This window comes from Saccharococcus thermophilus (genome assembly GCF_011761475.1).
Classification (GTDB): domain Bacteria; phylum Bacillota; class Bacilli; order Bacillales; family Anoxybacillaceae; genus Saccharococcus; species Saccharococcus thermophilus.
The window spans coordinates 2131910-2150405 of the sequence record NZ_JAASRS010000001.1; the positions used below are offsets into that span (position 1 = coordinate 2131910).

16 protein-coding genes, 1 pseudogene and 1 other annotated feature are annotated in these 18496 nt (G+C 47.2%); of the genes and pseudogenes, 3 read left to right on the forward strand and 14 right to left on the reverse strand.

Annotated features, from left to right (window positions below):
* Window positions 1–4: 4 nt before the first annotated feature.
* From BDD39_RS11100 to zapA, 4 genes are all read right to left on the reverse strand, one after another.
* Window positions 5–2359, reverse strand: coding sequence for an endonuclease MutS2 (locus BDD39_RS11100; protein ID WP_166910634.1), 2355 nt, complete (start codon window positions 2357–2359; stop codon window positions 5–7).
* A gap of 25 nt (window positions 2360–2384) precedes the next feature.
* Window positions 2385–4112 carry a DNA polymerase/3'-5' exonuclease PolX gene (gene polX / locus BDD39_RS16455; protein WP_166910636.1) on the reverse strand — a complete coding sequence of 576 codons (1728 nt, stop codon included), beginning with the start codon at window positions 4110–4112 and terminating at the stop codon, window positions 2385–2387.
* Window positions 4113–4201: 89 nt separating this feature from the next.
* A complete protein-coding gene (locus BDD39_RS11110; RefSeq protein WP_166910638.1) occupies window positions 4202–4741 on the reverse strand; it encodes a CvpA family protein in 540 nt (179 codons plus the stop codon).
* A 4-nt stretch (window positions 4742–4745) separates the two neighbouring features.
* Window positions 4746–5009, reverse strand: coding sequence for a cell division protein ZapA (zapA, locus tag BDD39_RS11115; RefSeq protein ID WP_166910640.1), 264 nt, complete (start codon window positions 5007–5009; stop codon window positions 4746–4748).
* Between the two features lie 119 nt (window positions 5010–5128).
* Between zapA and rnhC the strand changes: the two genes are divergently transcribed.
* Window positions 5129–6034 carry a ribonuclease HIII gene (rnhC, locus tag BDD39_RS11120; protein ID WP_166910642.1) on the forward strand — a complete coding sequence of 302 codons (906 nt, stop codon included), beginning with the start codon at window positions 5129–5131 and terminating at the stop codon, window positions 6032–6034.
* 42 nt (window positions 6035–6076) lie between these two features.
* Here rnhC and BDD39_RS11125 read toward each other — a convergent pair whose 3' ends face one another.
* From BDD39_RS11125 to BDD39_RS11135, 3 genes are all read right to left on the reverse strand, one after another.
* Window positions 6077–6739: a type 1 glutamine amidotransferase domain-containing protein gene (locus BDD39_RS11125; protein ID WP_166910644.1), complete on the reverse strand. Its 663-nt coding sequence runs from the start codon at window positions 6737–6739 to the stop codon at window positions 6077–6079.
* Window positions 6740–6848: 109 nt separating this feature from the next.
* Window positions 6849–9971, reverse strand: coding sequence for an MMPL family transporter (locus tag BDD39_RS11130; protein ID WP_166910646.1), 3123 nt, complete (start codon window positions 9969–9971; stop codon window positions 6849–6851).
* The gene (locus BDD39_RS11135) at window positions 9968–10420 is read right to left on the reverse strand and encodes a MarR family winged helix-turn-helix transcriptional regulator (protein WP_166910648.1); all 453 of its coding nucleotides are present in this window, start codon (window positions 10418–10420) and stop codon (window positions 9968–9970) included. Before BDD39_RS11135 ends, BDD39_RS11130 begins: the two co-directional genes overlap by 4 nt.
* Window positions 10421–10566: 146 nt before the next feature.
* Between BDD39_RS11135 and BDD39_RS11140 the strand changes: the two are divergent.
* Window positions 10567–10755, forward strand: a pseudogene (locus BDD39_RS11140) (Uma2 family endonuclease); the annotation flags it as partial.
* On the opposite strand, the gene BDD39_RS16460 reads toward BDD39_RS11140, so the two are convergent.
* From BDD39_RS16460 to BDD39_RS11170, 6 genes are all read right to left on the reverse strand, one after another.
* A complete protein-coding gene (locus BDD39_RS16460) occupies window positions 10743–11111 on the reverse strand; it encodes a DUF5946 family protein (protein WP_243846027.1) in 369 nt (122 codons plus the stop codon). The pseudogene BDD39_RS11140 and the gene BDD39_RS16460 sit on opposite strands and share 13 nt — an antisense overlap.
* A 256-nt stretch (window positions 11112–11367) precedes the next feature.
* Window positions 11368–11604, reverse strand: a complete 237-nt coding sequence (locus BDD39_RS11145; RefSeq protein WP_243846028.1) for a hypothetical protein — start codon at window positions 11602–11604, stop codon at window positions 11368–11370.
* Between the two features lie 152 nt (window positions 11605–11756).
* The gene (locus tag BDD39_RS11150; RefSeq protein ID WP_243846029.1) at window positions 11757–12491 is read right to left on the reverse strand and encodes an ABC transporter permease; all 735 of its coding nucleotides are present in this window, start codon (window positions 12489–12491) and stop codon (window positions 11757–11759) included.
* A 75-nt stretch (window positions 12492–12566) separates the two neighbouring features.
* On the reverse strand, window positions 12567–14981 hold the full coding sequence (pheT, locus tag BDD39_RS11155) for a phenylalanine--tRNA ligase subunit beta (protein WP_166910650.1): 2415 nt from the start codon (window positions 14979–14981) through the stop codon (window positions 12567–12569).
* Between the two features lie 16 nt (window positions 14982–14997).
* Window positions 14998–16032 (reverse strand): phenylalanine--tRNA ligase subunit alpha, encoded by a 1035-nt coding sequence (gene pheS / locus BDD39_RS11160; protein WP_166910652.1) that lies wholly within the window; start codon window positions 16030–16032, stop codon window positions 14998–15000.
* A 142-nt stretch (window positions 16033–16174) separates the two neighbouring features.
* Window positions 16175–16412 (reverse strand) — a binding site (T-box leader).
* 107 nt (window positions 16413–16519) lie between these two features.
* Complete coding sequence (locus BDD39_RS11170; protein WP_166910654.1) at window positions 16520–17281, reverse strand: TrmH family RNA methyltransferase; 762 nt, start codon at window positions 17279–17281, stop codon at window positions 16520–16522.
* A 97-nt stretch (window positions 17282–17378) separates the two neighbouring features.
* Between BDD39_RS11170 and sspI the strand changes: the two genes are divergently transcribed.
* Complete coding sequence (sspI, locus tag BDD39_RS11175; RefSeq protein ID WP_166910656.1) at window positions 17379–17594, forward strand: small acid-soluble spore protein SspI; 216 nt, start codon at window positions 17379–17381, stop codon at window positions 17592–17594.
* A 10-nt stretch (window positions 17595–17604) separates the two neighbouring features.
* On the opposite strand, the gene BDD39_RS11180 is transcribed toward sspI, so the two are convergent.
* A complete protein-coding gene (locus BDD39_RS11180; protein ID WP_166912387.1) occupies window positions 17605–18378 on the reverse strand; it encodes a methyltransferase domain-containing protein in 774 nt (257 codons plus the stop codon).
* Between the last annotated feature and the right edge of the window lie 118 nt (window positions 18379–18496).

Here is an 18496-nt window from a genome sequence, read left to right on the forward strand (position 1 = left end):
CCCATCACTTCAATTCGACAATCGTTACCCCTGTTCCTCCTTCATTCGCTTCGCCAAAATAGAAGTTTTTCACAGCTCGGTGTTTTTTCAAAAACTCCTGCACCCCTTTGCGGAGCGCGCCCGTTCCTTTTCCATGAATAATGGAGACACGCGGGTATCCAGCCAATAGCGCATCATCGATATATTTTTCGAGTCGGGCAAGTGCGTCTTCATACCGTTCACCGCGCAAGTCAAGCTCTAAGCCGACGTGGTAGTCTTTGCCTTTGACGGTCGCGATCGGCTTTGTCTCCGTTTTCGGAGCGCTGCCAATATATTCCAAGTCCCGTTCGTTAATTTTCATTTTTAAAATGCCGAGCTGAACTTGCCACTCTTCATCGGAAACTTTTTCAACGAGATAACCTTTTTGATTCAGGCTTGTCACTTTTACCTCGTCCCCTGGCTGAAAGACATGCCGTGCCGCTTTTTTGCGTTCTTTTTTCTTCTTCTCTAAAGTCGGAAGCGCTTCGGCAAGGCGCTTTTTCGCCGCAATCAGCTCATGTTCTTTTATTTCCGCTTGTTTTTCTTTTTGCATGCGGCGAAGTTCCTGAATAATCCGCTCTGCCTCTTGCTGGGAAGAGCGGATAATGTCAGCTGCTTTCCGTTTTGCCTCATCGATGATCTCATCCTGCTTTTCTTCAAGCGCTTCCCATTTTTGCCGCCATTCCTGGCGCAGTTTTTCCACTTCCATCCGCGCTTCTTTCGCCCGTTTTTCTTCCTCTTCCGCTTGTTTTTTGCTTTGCTCTAGCGAGGCGATCATGTTTTCCACTTTATTGCTCTCAGCGCTAATATGCGATTTTGCCCGCTCAATAATGCGCTCGTCAAGGCCAAGTCGCTTCGAAATTTCAAAGGCATTGCTCCGCCCCGGGACACCGATCAATAATTTATACGTCGGACGAAGCGTTTCGGTGTCAAATTCAACGCTGGCATTAATGACGCCATCGCGATTGTATCCGTACGCTTTTAATTCCGGATAGTGGGTGGTGGCCACTGTCCGCGCTCCGCGGCCATGCACCTCGTCTAAAATGGCAATCGCGAGCGCCGCTCCTTCTTGCGGATCGGTTCCTGCACCTAACTCATCAAATAAAACAAGGCTTTTTTCGTCAACGCTGCGTAAAATATCAACAATATTGACCATATGCGAAGAAAACGTACTCAAACTTTGTTCAATCGATTGCTCATCGCCGATATCGGCGTAGATGGCGCGAAACACGGCCAGTTCCGAACCATCGAGCGCCGGAATGAACAAACCGGCCTGTGCCATCAATGTTAATAACCCGATCGTTTTTAAGGTGACGGTCTTTCCGCCAGTGTTCGGACCGGTAATGACAATGGTTGTATAGTCTTTGCCAAGCACAATATCGTTTGGAACGACCACATCTTGGTCAATGAGCGGATGGCGCGCCTGCAGCATGCGAATATAGCCGCGGTCGTTCATTGTCGGCTTTGTCGCTTTCAACTGGTTCGCGTATTTTGCTTTGGCAAAAATAAAATCGAGCTGCGCCAATATACCGACCGTTTCTAGCAATGCTTCTGCGTGGTTAGCGACGACTTTTGTCAGTTCGATTAAAATCCGCTCGATTTCCTGTTTTTCTTTCACCCGCGCTTCTCGCAGCTGGTTGTTCAGTTCCACTACCGACTGCGGCTCGATAAACAGCGTCGCCCCGGAAGCCGATTGATCGTGGACGATGCCGCCGTATGCCCCGCGGTATTCCTGTTTGACCGGAATGACGTAGCGGTCGTTGCGGATCGTAATAATCGCATCGGACAGCATTTTTTGCGCCGATGGCGAGCGGATGATGCTTTCTAGCTTTTCCCGAATGCGCGCTTCCGTTGTCCGCAGCTGCTGGCGGAGCGAGCGCAATCGTTCGCTCGCATGATCGAGCACTTCCCCATGGTCATCAATACAGCGCTCAATCTCCCGCTCGACTTCCGAAAGGGAAACCAGTTTTTCCGCATAGGCCGCCAATTGCGGAAATTCCCCTTTTTCTTCATGCAGCGATTCAATAAACTGTTTTAGCTGGCGGCTCGCAGAAATGGTACTCGCGATCTCTAACAACTCATGCGGATGAAGCGTGCCTCCGATTTTCGCCCGCTTGAGGCTTGCGCGAATGTCAAAAATGCCGCCGAGCGGCACATGTCCGCGCAAACGAAGCACCGCTGCCGCTTCGTCCGTTTCCTCAAGCCAATGAACTACTTCGGCAAAATCGGAAGACGGGAGCAATGTTTCAATTTTTTCTTTTCCTAACGACGATGCCGCATGCTTTAACAATTGCTCTTTTACTTTATCAAATTCCAATACGTGAAGAACTTTTGTCTGCACTGATGCAAAACCTCCATGCCCAATTTTATTTAGTGGAACGTTTTCGTCGCAAAAAATGCCGTAATTCCTCCAGCGTCCATGTGTTGATGACCGTATCTTTACGAATCCAGCCTTTGCGCGCCGCCGCCACTCCAATTTCCATATCCTCAAGCATGTCCAAATGATGGGCGTCTGTATTAATAGCGATTTTCACACCGGCGTCTTGCGCTTTTTTCAAATAAACGTACGATAAGTCAAGACGGTTCGGATTCGCGTTTAATTCCAGCACGGTATCCGTCTTACTCGCCAGCTCTATAAGCATATCGATATCGACGTCATATCCGTCCCGTCTGCCGATCAGCCGTCCTGTCGGATGGGCGATGACGTCCACGTAGCGATTGCAAAGCGCAGCCGTAAGCCGCTTCATAATGACATCGCGCGGCTGCGAGAAGCTCGAGTGAATCGCCGCAATGACAAAGTCCAGTTCTGCCAGCACGTCATCATCGTAATCAAACGTCCCGTCCGGCAAAATATCCATTTCAACGCCAGCCAAAATCGTAAAATCATCATATTTCGCGTTTAACCGTTCGATTTCTTCTCGCTGCCGCTTTAACCGTTCGACCGTCAGCCCGTTGGCGACTTTTAAATATTGGGAATGGTCGGTGATCGCCATATAGCGGTAACCTTTTTTCCGACACGCTTCCGCCATCTCTTCGATCGAGCACGCCCCGTCGCTCCAAGTCGAATGCATATGCAAATCTGCTTGAATATCGGAAAGACGAAGAAGCGGATAATCGTCACGGTAACGATCGACTTCTGTGCCATCTTCTCTTAACTCCGGCGGAATGTACGGCAGCTGGAAATAAGCAAAAAACGCTTGCTCGCTCGGAAACGTTTTTACTTCTCCCGTTTTCCCATTTTCTACTCCATATTCGCTAATTTTTTCCCCGCGCTCTTTGGCGAGCTGCCGCATGCGCACATTATGCTCCTTCGAGCCTGTAAAATGGTGGAGCGTCGTCGCAAACTGTTCTTCTGTCACTAACCGAAAATCAACGGCAATGTCGTACTCATAAGAAAGCTGCAACGACACTTTCGTATCCCCGCTGGCAATCACATTGGAAATATGGTTCAGCTGTAGCAGCTGTTCCCGCACCAGCTGCGGGTCATTCGTGGCAACAATGAAGTCCAAATCTTTTACGGTCTCTTTCATGCGCCGCAAACTGCCGGCTCGCGAAAAACGGATGATTCCTTTCATCGTCTTCAACTGTTCTTCAATTTCCGCGGCAATCGGCAGCACCACCGCCAGCGGCAGCCGCTCCGGGCGGGCGCCGCTTTCTTCGATCGCCACCAATAATTTTTCTTCTGTTTTTTTTCCAAAGCCCGGCAGTTTCTGCACTTTCTGAGCGAGACAAGCTTCTTTCAAAGTGGCAAGATCGACAACCCCTAGCTCTTGATACAGTTTGGCGATTTTCTTTCCGCCAAGCCCGGGAAGCCGAAGCAGCGTAAGCAGGCTTTCCGGAATTTCCTTCTTTAATTCTTCAAGAACGCTGGACGTCCCCGTTTCCAAAAATTCGCTGATGACGCTCGACGTCCCCTTTCCGATTCCAGGGATGGCCGTGAAATCGTCTATTTCCGCAATGCTGCGCTCATCGGTTTCCAATGCATTCGCCGCCTTGCGGAACGCCGCGATTTTAAACGGATTTTCTCCTTTTATTTCCATATATAACGCAATCGTTTCAAGCAGACGAATAACATCTTTTTTATTGCCCTTCATTTGATCCCCACCTATCCGTACCATCCACTACGAAACATCATACAAGTTTTTGCGGAAAAAGTACAAAAAAACTTCCCGATGGGAAGTTTTTATGTGGCATAATGAATCCACATTTTATTTAGCATATCCGATAAAAACGGGGTATGCTTGACAATAATCGTCGCCATAAACGAATGTTGAATTTGCGTTTGCAAACTTTCCATCGGGATAAGAGCGCCAATATATAAAAATAGAAATACGATTAAGTACACTTCGACAAAGCCGAGCGCGGCGCCGGCCCAGCGGTTAATGCTGCGCAAAATCGGCAGCTGCGCCACAAAATCGAGCATCGAACCGATAATTTGCAGCACGATTTTTGTCGCGAAAAACAAAATGGCAAACGCAATCGCCCGATAGTATGCCTCATCCAAATGCGTGCTTTCAAACAGCAGTTTCACCGTTTGCGGATCGCCAAACGTCGGATACGGAATCCATAGACGAAGCGACGGCACTAATTTTTCATAATAAAGATAGGCAACGACAAAGGCGATGATAAAGCCGGTCATATGAATAAATTGGAGAATAAACCCCCGCTTCAGCCCGATCATAAATCCCATTAAAAGGATAAAAAGCAAAAGAAGATCGACCATGGTGTCACTCATCCTTTTCTTTCTGTAGTTTTTGCAAAAGCCGATCATACTCTTCTTTCAGTTTAAGATAATCGTGAACGATATTCACCGCGGTCAATACCGCCAATTTACTTGTATCCAATGTCGGGTTTTTCTCACTGATCTCCCGCATTTTATCATCGACAATCGACGCGACGAGCCGAATATGGCTTGAGCTCTCCGTACCGACGATCGTATATTGCTGACCATATATATCGACTGTCACCCGCGTTTTTTGTTGCTCCGCCAAATGATTTCCCCCATTCTGCAAAATCCTATTGTTTATCATACCATGAATGCTGGTATAATGGAAAGATACGACGATGATGATATGTAGAAGAAAAACGATGGTGATTAGGAGTGATGGCTATGGCAAATCACGTCATTACAGCGACTGCAACGATGCTTGAAAAAATGCGGAATCATTACGCTACCGATATAACCGGACACCTCCCCGCAGGCGCTTTGTTCGTTGCCAAACGGTCCGGCTGCACCATTACCGCATACCGTTCGGGCAAAGTGCTGTTTCAAGGAAAAGCGGCGGAAGAAGAAGTAGCGAAATGGATAAAAGAATCGGATCAAAGGAAAGCGCCAGTCTCCCAACCTCACTTGACTGCTGCATCAGCAATCGGTTCCGATGAAGTCGGAACCGGTGATTACTTCGGACCAGTTGTCGTTGTTGCCGCTTATGTCGACAAAGAGCAAATCGAGACAATTGGGGCAATGGGGGTAAAGGATTCGAAGCAATTAACCGATGAAGCGATTGGCCGCCTGGCTCCAACGCTGATGGACAACGTCGCGCACCAAACGGTCATACTGGCAAACCCAAAGTACAACGACTGGCAACGAAGCGGCATGCCGCAAACGAAAATAAAGGCGTTATTGCACAACAAAGCGATTGGCAAACTGGTCAAACAGCTCTCGCCAATAAAGCCGGAGGCGATTATTATTGACCAATTTATTGAACGCGACTTATATTTCCGCTATCTGGCAAGTGAAACAAATGTCATCCGCGACCGTGTATATTGTTATCCAAAAGCGGAAGAAATGCATATTGCCGTCGCCGCCGCATCCATCATCGCCCGCTACGTATTTTTGCAGGAAATGGAGCGGTTAAGCAAAGAAGTTGGCATGACATTGCCAAAAGGAGCGGGAGCACAAGTCGATCAAGCCGCCGCAATACTGATCCAAAAACACGGCCCAGCGATTTTAGAGATGTGTGCCAAACTCCACTTTGCGAATACGAAAAAGGCAATACGGCTGGCCGAACAATAAACACTGCCGCACCAAACGCTTTCTGTGCGGCAGCTTTCTTTCCTATTTTTCTTCTAAGGCTTCAACCACTTTTTCCGCCGTGCTTCGGCTTGATTGCGGGTTTTGCCCTGTAATTAAATTGCCGTCGCGCACGGAAAAGTCGGTCCATTTTTCACCGCGGACAAAATTAGCACCTCTTAAGCGTAACGTAGACTCAAGTAAAAACGGCATATATTGATCTAACTGCACTTCTTTTTCTTCTTCATCTGTAAACGACGTTACCGTTTTTCCTTTGACAAGCGGCGTTCCGTCCTTATATGTCACATTGACAAGACCGGACGGACCATGGCAAACAGCGCCTATGACTCTTCCATCTTCAGCGAATTGCTGCAAAACGTATTGCAATGTTTCATTATCCGGAAAATCGAACATCGTCCCATGACCGCCAGGAAGGAAAATCGCATCAAATCCAGTTGCGTCGTCTTTGCTTAAACGCGCCGTATTTTTTAACGCTTTTTCCGCTTCCGCCCACGCTGGATCCTTTTCTTTTATGCTGCGCGGATCAAGCGGCACGTCGCCTCCTTGAATGCTGGCTACTTTCACGTCATATCCTTTTTCTTTAAAGACAAGATACGGAACAGCAAATTCTTCGAGCCAAAGCCCTGTTTTATGGTCGTCGGTAATCGTTGTGTGGTTGGTAACCACCATCAGCACGCGCTTGGTCATTTGGCTATTCCCCCTTTTATCGAATTCGTACTTTTATCATAGATTACCTTTCACAAAAGCACCAATAAATATGCTCAAAAAAAGCGGGCTCCTTGCCAGAGCCCCGCCTTTACTTCATAAACGGCCACCAGTTTGCCTTGCCGAACGTTTTGACCATCACCGGCACAAATAGCGGCAGCACAACGAGCGCGTATAAAATTAACCCAGTAAGGACGATTGTCGCGATTTGCAAGAGCGACAAGACGCCGGACGGATACATCGCCGCAAACGTTCCGCCTAAAATGACAGCCGCCGAGATAATGACCGTTCCCATGTTGCGCATGGCAATCAGCATCGCCTCCTGCACCGGCTTGTCGCGGTATTCGTTGAAACGATCCATCAAGAAAATGCTGTAGTCGATGCCAAGCGCGATCAAGATAACAAACGCGAAAAACGATACCGCCCAGTTCAAACCGGCGTAGCCAAGCCCGTTGACGAAAATCAACTCCGTGACGGCCATGGAAGTGTAGTACGTCAACACAAGCGACAAAATCAAGTACGCCGGCATGATGAACGAACGGAGCAAAATCGCTAAAATAAGGGCAATTCCGGCAAGCATCAACACGACGGTGCGTGAATAGTCATTGGACGAAATCGTATGCAAATCAGAGTAAATGCTTGTTACACCGCCAACAGCAACTTTTGCGTTTTCGAGCTTCGTATCTTTCACTGCCCTTGCGACCGCCTGTTTAATGTCGTCGATTTTATTTAACGCTGATGTCGAATATGGGTTTTCATCAAAAATGACGTCAAACGTCACGACTTTTCTGTCTTTGGACATATACTCGTCTTGCGCTTTGGCAAATTCCTTGCTCTCTAACACTTGTTTTGGCAAATACCAGCCTGTCATTTCTTTATTTGGCGCCGATGAAAGCTCGGATAAATAGTTTTCCGCGGAACCGAGGCCTTTCGATACTTTTCGAAGACCGTCGGCGCTTTGATCCAGTCCTGTAATCAATTGATTCATTTGTCCGTCTAACTGGGAAAATCCTCGCAACAGCTGTTCTTGCCCGGCGTTCACTTGGTTTAATCCATTCGAGAGCTTTGGAAGACGCTCAATCACTTGATGCTGCCCGTTTGCCGCTTTGTCCATGCCTTTTTGCAGCTTGTCAAGCCCAGCGATGAGTTTTGTCATTCCACCGATCAGCGCTTTCTGGCCACCAATCAGCTGCGCAAACGAGCCGTTCGCTTGGCGCACCCCAGCGCTTACCTGTTTGAGTGCGGTATTTAATTGCGTAAAACCAGCAGTCATTTGTTGTGATTGTTTTGCTAATCCCGCTACCATCATTTTTGTTCGCTGATATTCTGGATCCTGCTGCAGTTCTGAATGTGTTTGCCCCATATGATTCAACGACGCGCTTACCGAGGATAATTGCTCCGATAAGGCGTTCATGCCGCTTTGCAGCTGTTCATACTGGCTGGCAAGCGAAGAGAGCCCGGCGCCCGCCTTTTCGTATCCTTGCAGCAACTGTTCAGCGCCTTGTTGCAGCTTTTTCGCATTTTCTTGCATCGTCGCTAATCCTTTTTTAATCTCCCCTGCTCCCATGGAGCCGCTGCGAATGCCTTGCTCAATCTGCACCAGTCCTTTTTGCAGGTCGCCAACGCCCGTCTGTAGCCGTTCCGTTCCCGATACAAGCTGTTCGATGCCGCTTGTCGCCTGCTTTAATTTTGGCGCGGAAGCGGAAAGCTGCCCGCTCGCTTGATTAAGGCCTGAACTGATTTTCTCGATGCCGTTTTTCCCTTGGCCAAGTCCGTTTTTTAAGTTTTCGGCCTGTTTTGTGACAAACAATTGTTCAATTGGCTCTCCGGTCGGGCGCGTAACGGAACGAACTTTATCCACCCCATCGACTTTTTCGACTTCGCGGCTGATTTTTTCAATGAGTGCAAAATACTCCTGCGAGTTCATCGCTTCATCGTTTTTCATGACGATTTGCGTCGGCATCGCTTCGCCAGGATTAAAGCTTTTGGCGATAATGTGAAACGCCTTTACAGATGCGTAATTATCCCCAATTTCTTCAAGCGAATCAAACGATAAATCGCCATCATACGTCGCCAATACCGGAACGGTAATGACCGCAACGATTCCTAAAGCGACTAGCGGTCTGGCAAACGCAAAACGGCCAGCAGCATCCCACAAGCGGCTTTGTTTATGCTCTAAATTTCCTTTAGCCGGCCAAAACAGATTTGGACCGAGCGCGGCCATAAAAAACGGCACCAACGTCATCAACGCCACCAGCAACACCGCCACGCCGACCGCTACCGCGGCAGCGGACTGATACAACTTAAACGTTGATAATCCAATTGCGGCAAATCCAATCATCACCGCAATTCCACTGAATAATACCGTTTTTCCAGCGGTACGGTACGTTGCAACGATCGCATCGGTGCGATTTTCATGTTTTGGAAGCTCCTCTTTAAACCGGCTTAACAGCAAAATACAATAGTCCGTCCCGATTCCAAACAGCACCGCCACCAAAAAGACTTGCGTAAACGTGGACAGCGGAAAATTGACTTGATCCACAAGAAAAGCAACAATCGACTGCGACACTAAATACGTCATCCCAACGGTGACAAGCGGAATGAGCGGCGCGACAAACGAACGGAATACGACAAACAGCACCACTAAAATAAACACAATGGTAATGCCTTCTGTCTTTTTCAACCCGCGTTGGGAGCTGACGATGACATCTTCGTCAATCATCCAGCTTCCCGTATAATAATGCTTGACAGAAACGTCATCGATCGCTTTGTATAGCGCTTTTGTCATTTCTTGCGCGCTTCGGCCGTTTCTTTCGACTTTGACCGATATCAGCATCGTTGTTCCATCTTTGGAGACGAGCTGGTCTTTCAATTCTTTTTCTTTAAACGGGGAAACAATCTCAGTAATTCCCAGCCTTTTTTTATTTTTCTCCAGCTCGCTGACGGCGTGCTCGGCTTCCTTCCAATCGTGATCCGTCAGGCCGCCCTTATGGTAAAACACAAGCACCGTTGACAGTTCGCTGCCCTTGTTTTCCCGCTGCTGCACTTCCTTTAAAATCTCCGTCGCTAACGATGACGAGTATCCTTTCGGCACGCTCAGCTGCCCTTTCTCACGGACAAGATCGGCCATGTTCGGCGCCGTCACAATGAGAACGACAGCAGCGACAATCCACGCCAACAGCACGAACCACTTTCCTTTGACTATTCCTCTCACGATGTTCCCTCCATCTCTTGCAAAATGCGGGCAAGCTTTTCATACGTTTGGATAAATGATTCAATTTCCCTCTCCGAAAATTTGGTTATGAACGATTCTACTAATTTATGAATTTTTTCTTCTGCTTTCGCAATCCATCCTTTTCCTTTTTCTGTTAACGTTAAATAGACAACACGCCGGTCGTTTTCATCGCGCGTGCGCTGAAGCAATCCTTTATCGACAAGGCGGTTCGTCATCGCCGTAATCGCGCTTTTGTTGACGCCAAACATGGACGCAAGCTCAGTTGATGTACATTTCGCTTTCTTTTTTATGTAACGAAGCAAGTAATATTGATCATTCGTCATATCTTCATCGAGCTCGCACTTGACGAGCGCCGCCGCTTTTCTCATCACGATAAAGGAAACAGACAAATATCGTTCTACTAAATCATGAATGTTTCCGTACCGCAAGATATCACTCCTTTTTATGAAAAAATAGTTTAATTATTTAACTATTAAACAATGTAACAATTCCCCCAAAAAAAAGTCAACCGAGAAGATTTTCTTTTTTCCAAATAAGAATGATATAATGAAGGAAAGTACGGGAGGAATCAAAAATGAAACAAGAACCGTCCAAACCGTATTCGTATCAAGACTACCTTCAGTGGGAAGGGCGTTGGGAACTCATTGACGGCGTAGCGTATAACATGAGCCCATCTCCGACGTGGGAGCATCAATTCGCCATAGTAGAGCTGTCGTTTACATTGCGTTCCTATTTTCAAAATAAAAATTGCTATGTGGCAATTGGATGGCAGAACGTTCTGACCCAATCATAGTAGTGTTCCCAGCTCTTCCAGACCTCTTCTGCCCAAGCTTTAAGCATCTCGTCTCTTTTCTTTCCCGGTTCCGCACGCAACACATCGAATACCGTCAGCGAATATGTTTGATGAGGTGGTTCGAAGCGAGGCCAATCGTACCGCCGCTCGGCTAATTTCATGTGTGCTTTCTGGACTTGTCTCCCTGTGTATCCGCATTCAATGGATAAATATAAGCCGATGAGCGCAAATGCTGTTGTGATGCTGCGCGTCACCCCTCCTGTATGTTGCGCGCCATAGGCGTCGACGGCTAGTTGATGGATGAAGTCAGGATCATTTTTGGACATGTTATATACGGTTAATTCTCCGTAAAGCTGCCAGCACTCGCCAGATGCGTGATAAACGGTCGCAAGGCTCTAAATTTTTACTAGGAAGTTTCCGTTTGCATCCTGGGCATTCTACAAGAAGATTTCCCATTCGAAAACACCTCCGTACGTTCTTTTTCATTTTACAAAATAAAATTATCGCCTCATCGCCGTCACTTGCACCATTTTTTCAAACGAGGTTTTGGAACGAAGCGCACGAAGTTTTTGCTTTGCTTCTTCAATCGAATTCATAATACCACACCCGCTTGCTCAAATATTTTACTTTTCCTTCTGCTTCTGCCTTTTTCCATCGTTTTCTACATAGATCATCTAATATTTTGGCTTCATTTTCATCACGAGCCCGTGTACGGATATTGCGCTCTTTTCCTTTTGTCTGCAATATGTCCCGCTCCACATCGCTTTTTTTCTCCAAAATCCACTCACTCAATTCAGAAAAATCCATTTCTTTCATCATGTCATCACTCCGAATCGCTTATATATTTTTATTATACCTTTTTATCCCATGTTCTGCCCACGGTCATCTCTATCCAAAAAATATAATGAAGGATGTCATCTCTTTGGCAAGAGTGACATCCTTTTTCGTTTCGTAATCCACGATAAGAAGCATTACGCCGCAATATCGCGCTTCCGAAAAATAAGCAATGTAAGTGTATTAAATATAACAAAATAAACAAGCAGCATCATAATGGAAAATGCCATCGTCATTCCTTCGACAAGCGGCGTTCCATCAATGTATTGCGCTAAGTTTGTATTGGCAAATAATAAATATTTTGCCCAGTCAAATTTCATCGCAAGAAGCGTCGTAATCTGCGGCCCAACAAACAAGGCAAAAGTCGCCAGTCCAATCGCAAGCGAGTGATTGCGAAACACCGCGGATATCATAAACGCAAAGGTCGTCATCATGACAAGATCAACGCAATTGAGTGCATATACTTGCATAACGTGAAGAAGCATGCTTTTCTCAACAACCGTTCCATTTTGGTACGCTAAATATGGTTCGCGGATTTCTTCGATTCCAAAAATAATCGCGCCGATGACCGCTGAGAAAACAAATAACAATAGCAACATACAAAGCGCAAACAACAAGGCGGCAATGTATTTCGAAAGCAAAATTTTCGTGCGGCTGGCAGGACGAATGAGAAGCAGCTTGATTGTTCCCCAAGAAAATTCGCTCGCTACGCTACCTGCCGCCACAATAATCGTAAACAGCGTGATCAGAGAAATGATATCGGCAGAATTCACTAAATACCCCCAAAACGTATTGAGCGCCACAGGTTTTATATTATGCTCTAGGCGATATTCATTAATTTTCAGCTGCTGTTCGAGATGATTTTTATACATTTTCGGCACCTTTTTCTCAGAAATTTACTAAAAAATCCCCCGCCTTATGCTTCCGCATAAGACGAGGGATTCTATTTATCCGCGCAATGTGGCGCCGAATTGCTGTTCTACCGCTTGAATCACTTTTTCGTGAACGGCTGTTACTTCTTCGTCCGTTAATGTACGTTCCGGATCGTAGTAACGGAGCGAGAAGGCGATCGATTTTTTGCCTTCTGGAAGGCGGTCGCCTTTGTATACATCAAAAATGGACACTTCTTTTAATAGCTCGCCGCCCGCTTCGGTAATCGTTTTTTGCAGCTCACCGGCGACGACGTTTTCATCGACGACAAGGGCGATGTCGCGGGTGATCGACGGGAAGCGCGGAATCGGCGAGTAGCGGATATCCTCCACTTCCGCGTTTAACAAGTCGGTCAAGGCAAGTTCAAAGACATATGTTTCTTTTAAATCATATTCTTTTTGCACGACCGGATGGAGCTGGCCGACAAAGCCGATCGTCTTGCCATCTAGCAAAATATCAGCGGTTCGCCCCGGATGCATATGCTCGCGCTTTGCCTGCTTATATTCAACGCGATTCGTTAAGCCTAGCAACTCAAACAATCCGTCTAAAACTCCCTTGACTACATAGAAATCAACCGCTTTTTTCTCACCTTGCCATAAGTGGGCGTGCCATACACCTGTCACGACTCCGGCGAGACGTTCTTTTTCGCTTGGCAGTTCGTTTTCGCCGCTTGTGAGATATACCGCGCCTGTTTCATAGACAGCGACGTTTTCGACTTGGCGCGCGCGGTTATAGCTCGCTACTTCCAGCAAATGCGGCAGCAAGCTTTGGCGAAGGACGCTGCGTTCTTCGCTCATCGGCAGCGCCAAGCGGATCGGTTCCGCCGTTTCTAACGAGAACATCGTCGCTTTTTCCTCGCTTGTCAGAGAATACGTAATCGCTTGGAACAGGCCAACGTCTTCTAAATAACGGCGCACTTGCCGGCGTTTTGCTTGATACGGCGTCAATTTGCCCGGCTTCGCTTCCGCGACTGGCAATGTTGCCGGCAATCGGTCATAGCCATATAATCTCGCTACTTCTTCAATAATATCTTCTTCAATCGTAATGTCACGGCGGCGTGATGGAACAGTAATCGTAAACGTTCCGTTATCTTCGGTAAACGCAAATTGTAAGTTCGTTAAAATCGTGGCGACTTCGTCATTTGTAATCGTCGTGCCAAGCACGCGGTTAATGCGGTCTAGCGTAATTGTAATCGTCACTTCTTGTTCTTTTAACGTATTGACTTCGACAACGCCGCCAACGACTTCGCCGCCAGCGTACTCAGCCATTAACGCGGCCGCGCGGTCAAGCGCTTCTTTTGTCCGCGCCGGGTCAATGCCTTTTTCAAAACGCGTGCTTGCTTCACTGCGCAAGCCGTGGTCTTTCGACGCTTTGCGAATGACAGGGCTGGTGAAATAGGCTGATTCAATAAATACGGTCGTTGTGTCATTTCGTACTTCAGAATTCGCTCCGCCCATCACGCCAGCTAAGGCAACCGGTTCCGTTCCATTCGTAATGACAAGATGGTCTTCCGTTAACGTGCGTTTCGTATCATCCAACGTGACAATTGTTTCGCCTGCTTTCGCGCGGCGCACGACAATTTCTTTCGAGCCGAGACGGTCATAGTCAAACGCATGGAGCGGCTGGCCGTACTCCAGCAAAATGTAGTTCGTAATATCGACTACGTTGTTGTGTGGACGGATTCCTGCCGCCATCAAACGCGTTTGCATCCAAAGCGGCGATGGGCCGATTTTCACATTTTTCACAATGCGTCCTGCATATAACGGATTGTCCTCCGGCGCATCGACGCGTACAGAAATATAATCATGAACATTTTCGGCATTTTCTTGAAGCTCAATGGCTGGCAGCTTCACGTCCCGGCCTAAAATCGCCGCCACTTCATACGCGACGCCAATCATGCTTAAGCAATCGGCGCGGTTTGGCGTAAGTCCAAGTTCTAATACTTCATCGTCTAAATTTAATAATTCCAACGCATCCGCGCCAACTGGAGCGTCGCTTGGAAAGACGAAAATGCCATCGGTGTATTCTTTCGGCACTAATTTCGATTCAACGCCGAGCTCTTGCAAGGAGCAAATCATACCGTTTGATTCTTCGCCGCGCAGTTTCGCCCGTTTAATTTTCAAATTGCCTGGCAAAACGGCACCGACTTTGGCAACCGCTACTTTTTGCCCTTTGGCGACGTTTGGGGCGCCGCAAATAATTTGCACCGGCTCGCCTTCGCCGATATCGACGAGGCATTTGCTTAATTTATCGGCGTTTGGATGCTGCTCGCGCTCAAGCACATGCCCGACGACAACGCCTTTTGCCCCTTTATTCAATACTTCCACACTTTCGACTTCAATGCCGCTTTTGGTGATGCGGTCGGCTAGTTCTTTTGCCGTTATTCCCGTAAGGTCTACATATTCTTGCAGCCATTTATAAGAAACAAACATCGGTCAAACCTCCCTTTTACACACGGTGGAATTGTTGTAAGAAACGAATGTCATTTTGATAGAAATGACGGATGTCATCAATGCCGTATTTAAGCATCGCGATGCGCTCCGGCCCCATGCCGAACGCGAAACCGGTATATTTTTTCGAATCAAATCCAGCCATTTCTAAGACGTTTGGATGGACCATGCCGGCGCCTAAAATTTCAATCCATCCAGTCCCTTTACATACGCTGCAGCCATGTCCGCCGCAATGGAAGCAGGATACATCGACTTCGACCGACGGCTCGGTGAATGGGAAAAAGCTTGGACGGAAGCGGATTTCGCGGTCTTCGCCAAACATTTTGCGGGCAAACTCGCGCAGCGTTCCTTTCAGGTCGCTCATGCGAATGTTTTCATCGACAACAAGCCCTTCGATTTGCGTAAATTGATGCGAGTGAGTCGCGTCATCATTGTCGCGGCGGTACACTTTTCCCGGGCAGATGATTTTGACCGGACCGCGCCCTTGATGTTTTTCCATCGTGCGCGCTTGCACCGGTGATGTATGAGTGCGAAGCAAAATTTCTTCGGTAATGTAGAACGAATCTTGCATATCGCGCGCCGGGTGGCCTTTTGGCAAGTTCAACGCTTCAAAATTGTAGTAGTCTTTCTCGACTTCCGGCCCTTCGGCAATCGTATAGCCCATGCCGATGAATAAGTCTTCGATTTCTTCAATGACGCGCGTGAGCGGATGATGATTTCCTCTTCTGACCGGGCGGCCTGGAAGCGTGACATCAATCGCTTCCGCCGCTAATTTTTTTTCGACTTCCTCTTGTTCGAGCTTTGCTTGTTTTGCTTCTAGCGCGCTTTGAATCGCTTGCCGTACTTCGTTGGCGAGCGCGCCTATGACCGGACGCTCTTCCGGCGATAATGACCCCATGCCGCGGAGCACTTCGGTAATCGGGCCTTTTTTGCCAAGATAAGCGACGCGCACCTCATTAAGTGCTTTTAAGTCACTAGCTTGTTCAATTTTTTCGAGCGCTTCTTGTTGAAGCTGCTGCAACCGTTCTTTCATGGAAAATTCCTCCTTTTCTTCACTTGAATAAACGAAATGCCTCTTCCACTGCCCATGCTTGATGTTCATGAAGCAATACTTTTGGAATATCTTTACGTGAAATCCACACTAGTATGTTCCATAAAAAAACTCGCCCCTTGCCATAAGGGACGAGTGCACTCGCGGTACCACCCTTGTTAACAGCGCAAAAAACGCGCTGTTCGCTTCATTGCGATAACGGCATCGGCCGGAACACCTTTACATTCCGCAAGCGCGGAATGGTCCAAGTGTCAACTCCAGAGGTGAATTCACTTGCTTCTACCATAAAAACGCTCCCAGTCTACGGCGTTTTCTCCCTGGATGGCGAGTGGCAAGCTACTCTTCTCTTTCATCGTTGTTTTCCGTATTTAACTTATTTAACTATTTTTATATTATAGGCAACAGGCAGGTGCGATGCAACCACCTGCATGCAAAAATGGCTTCATTTTCTAGCTTTTATCTATAATTTTTACAACGTCCCGCGTAAATGATAAAGCAAAATTCCGGCGGCGACGGCGACGTTTAACGACTCGGCCTGTCCATAAATCGGAATGTATAAGTTTTTCGTTGTCATTTGCAGCAATTCCTTCTGAACCCCGCTTCCTTCGTTGCCGACAAGCAAAGCGAACGGTCGCGTCGGCTCAATATGGCGATAATCTTCCCCATTTTCCAGCGCCGTTCCGTAAACCGCGACATTTTTCTCGCGCAGACGCTCGATCCATTCACGGAGATTTCCGCGCATAATTGGCAGATGAAAAAGTGAACCTTGCGTCGCGCGGATAACTTTCGGATTGTATAGATCAGCACATCCTTCCCCAAGAATCACCGCATCCATTCCCGCCGCATCAGCGGTGCGGATCATCGTGCCGATGTTGCCTGGATCTTGCACGGCGTCAATCAGAAGCACATTCGCCTGCGTCCAGTCCATATCGTCATAGGAAAACTGTTCGCATACGGCCGCGATGCCTTGCGGCGTTTCCGTGGCGCTGATCGCTTTCATCACGTCTTCCGTGACGATGGCCAGCGGGATGCCGCTCACATCCCATGTTGCCGGAATCGCTTTATTTTCATCAACAATCAATTGGATAATGGATATGTTGCTTTTCAACGCTTCTTCCACTAAATGAAATCCTTCGATAAGAAAATGCCCTGTTTTTTCTCGTTCCTTTTTCGTCAGCAGCTTTTTCCACTGCTTCACTTGCGGATTTTTTACCGACTCAATTCGTTTCAATGCTGATTCTCCTTTACGTTTTGCGTATCCATATACATAATAAACGAAATCCACGTAAAAAATAAGCATGTAACTACATAATAGTGAGGTGAACGAGATGGATTTAAACTTGCGCCATGCAGTTATACAAAATGTGGCCAACAACACGAAGGAGCAATTGGAAGATACGATTGTTGACGCGATTCAACGTGGAGAGGAAAAATATTTGCCGGGGCTCGGCGTCCTCTTTGAAGAGATTTGGAAACATTCGAGCGAGCAGCAAAAAGAGGAAATGCTCACAACACTGGAACAAGCGGTCAAGCAACATGCATAAAAGGGAAGCTTTATTTCGCTTCCCTTTCCTCCTTCACCGCTATCATTCGAATCCGTTTATAATCCGCAATCCATGCGCCATCCTTCCATAAGTATGCTCTTAATCGTTCTTTTATTTGCCGATAAACCAGGTCTTTTTCAGACGATTCCAAACCAGCAAAAAAGCCGCCAGCAAAGCCGTCCAGCCAATGATCTAATCCTTGATCTCCATCAGGCAAAGGAGTAGGGCGATCAAAATGGCTGGCATAGATCACACGAAATCCGTGCTTTTCAAGCAAACTGCTGTATTCCCCAATGCTCGGAAAATACCATGGATTTCTTTCTTTTGCATCAATGCCATAGTTTGTGAATAAAACTTCTTCTATTGCTTTCACAATAGCGTCCACGTTTCCTTTTCCGCCAAATTCAGCGACCAACCGGCCGCCCTCTCGCAAAGCAAGAGCCATCGATTGCACAACACTTTCAGCCCGCTTCATCCAATGCAAAGCGGCATTGGAGAAAATAGCGTCATAGCGTTCTTCAGTTCGAAATGATTCACCATTATCTACAAGAAAAGAAAGATGCGGATATTTTTTTCGTGCTTTTTCGATCATATCAGGGGATACATCCATCCCGACAACTTTGGCTCCCATTTTTGCAATTTCATTTGCAAGATCTCCTGTCCCGCATCCTAAATCAAGAATTTTTTCTCCTTGTTTCGGGCCTAACATCTCTACCAAACTTTTCCCTAACTCAGACACAAACGATAACTTTTCATCATATGCATCCGCATTCCATACATTCACAGAAACCAATTTCTCTTCCCCCTAAGTTTGTTATGCTAATATATGTTTTTTCATCTCGCATCTTTGTCTTTCGCTTCTATTATCCCTTCGCTAAAAAGAAAAGCCGACATTGATTTGC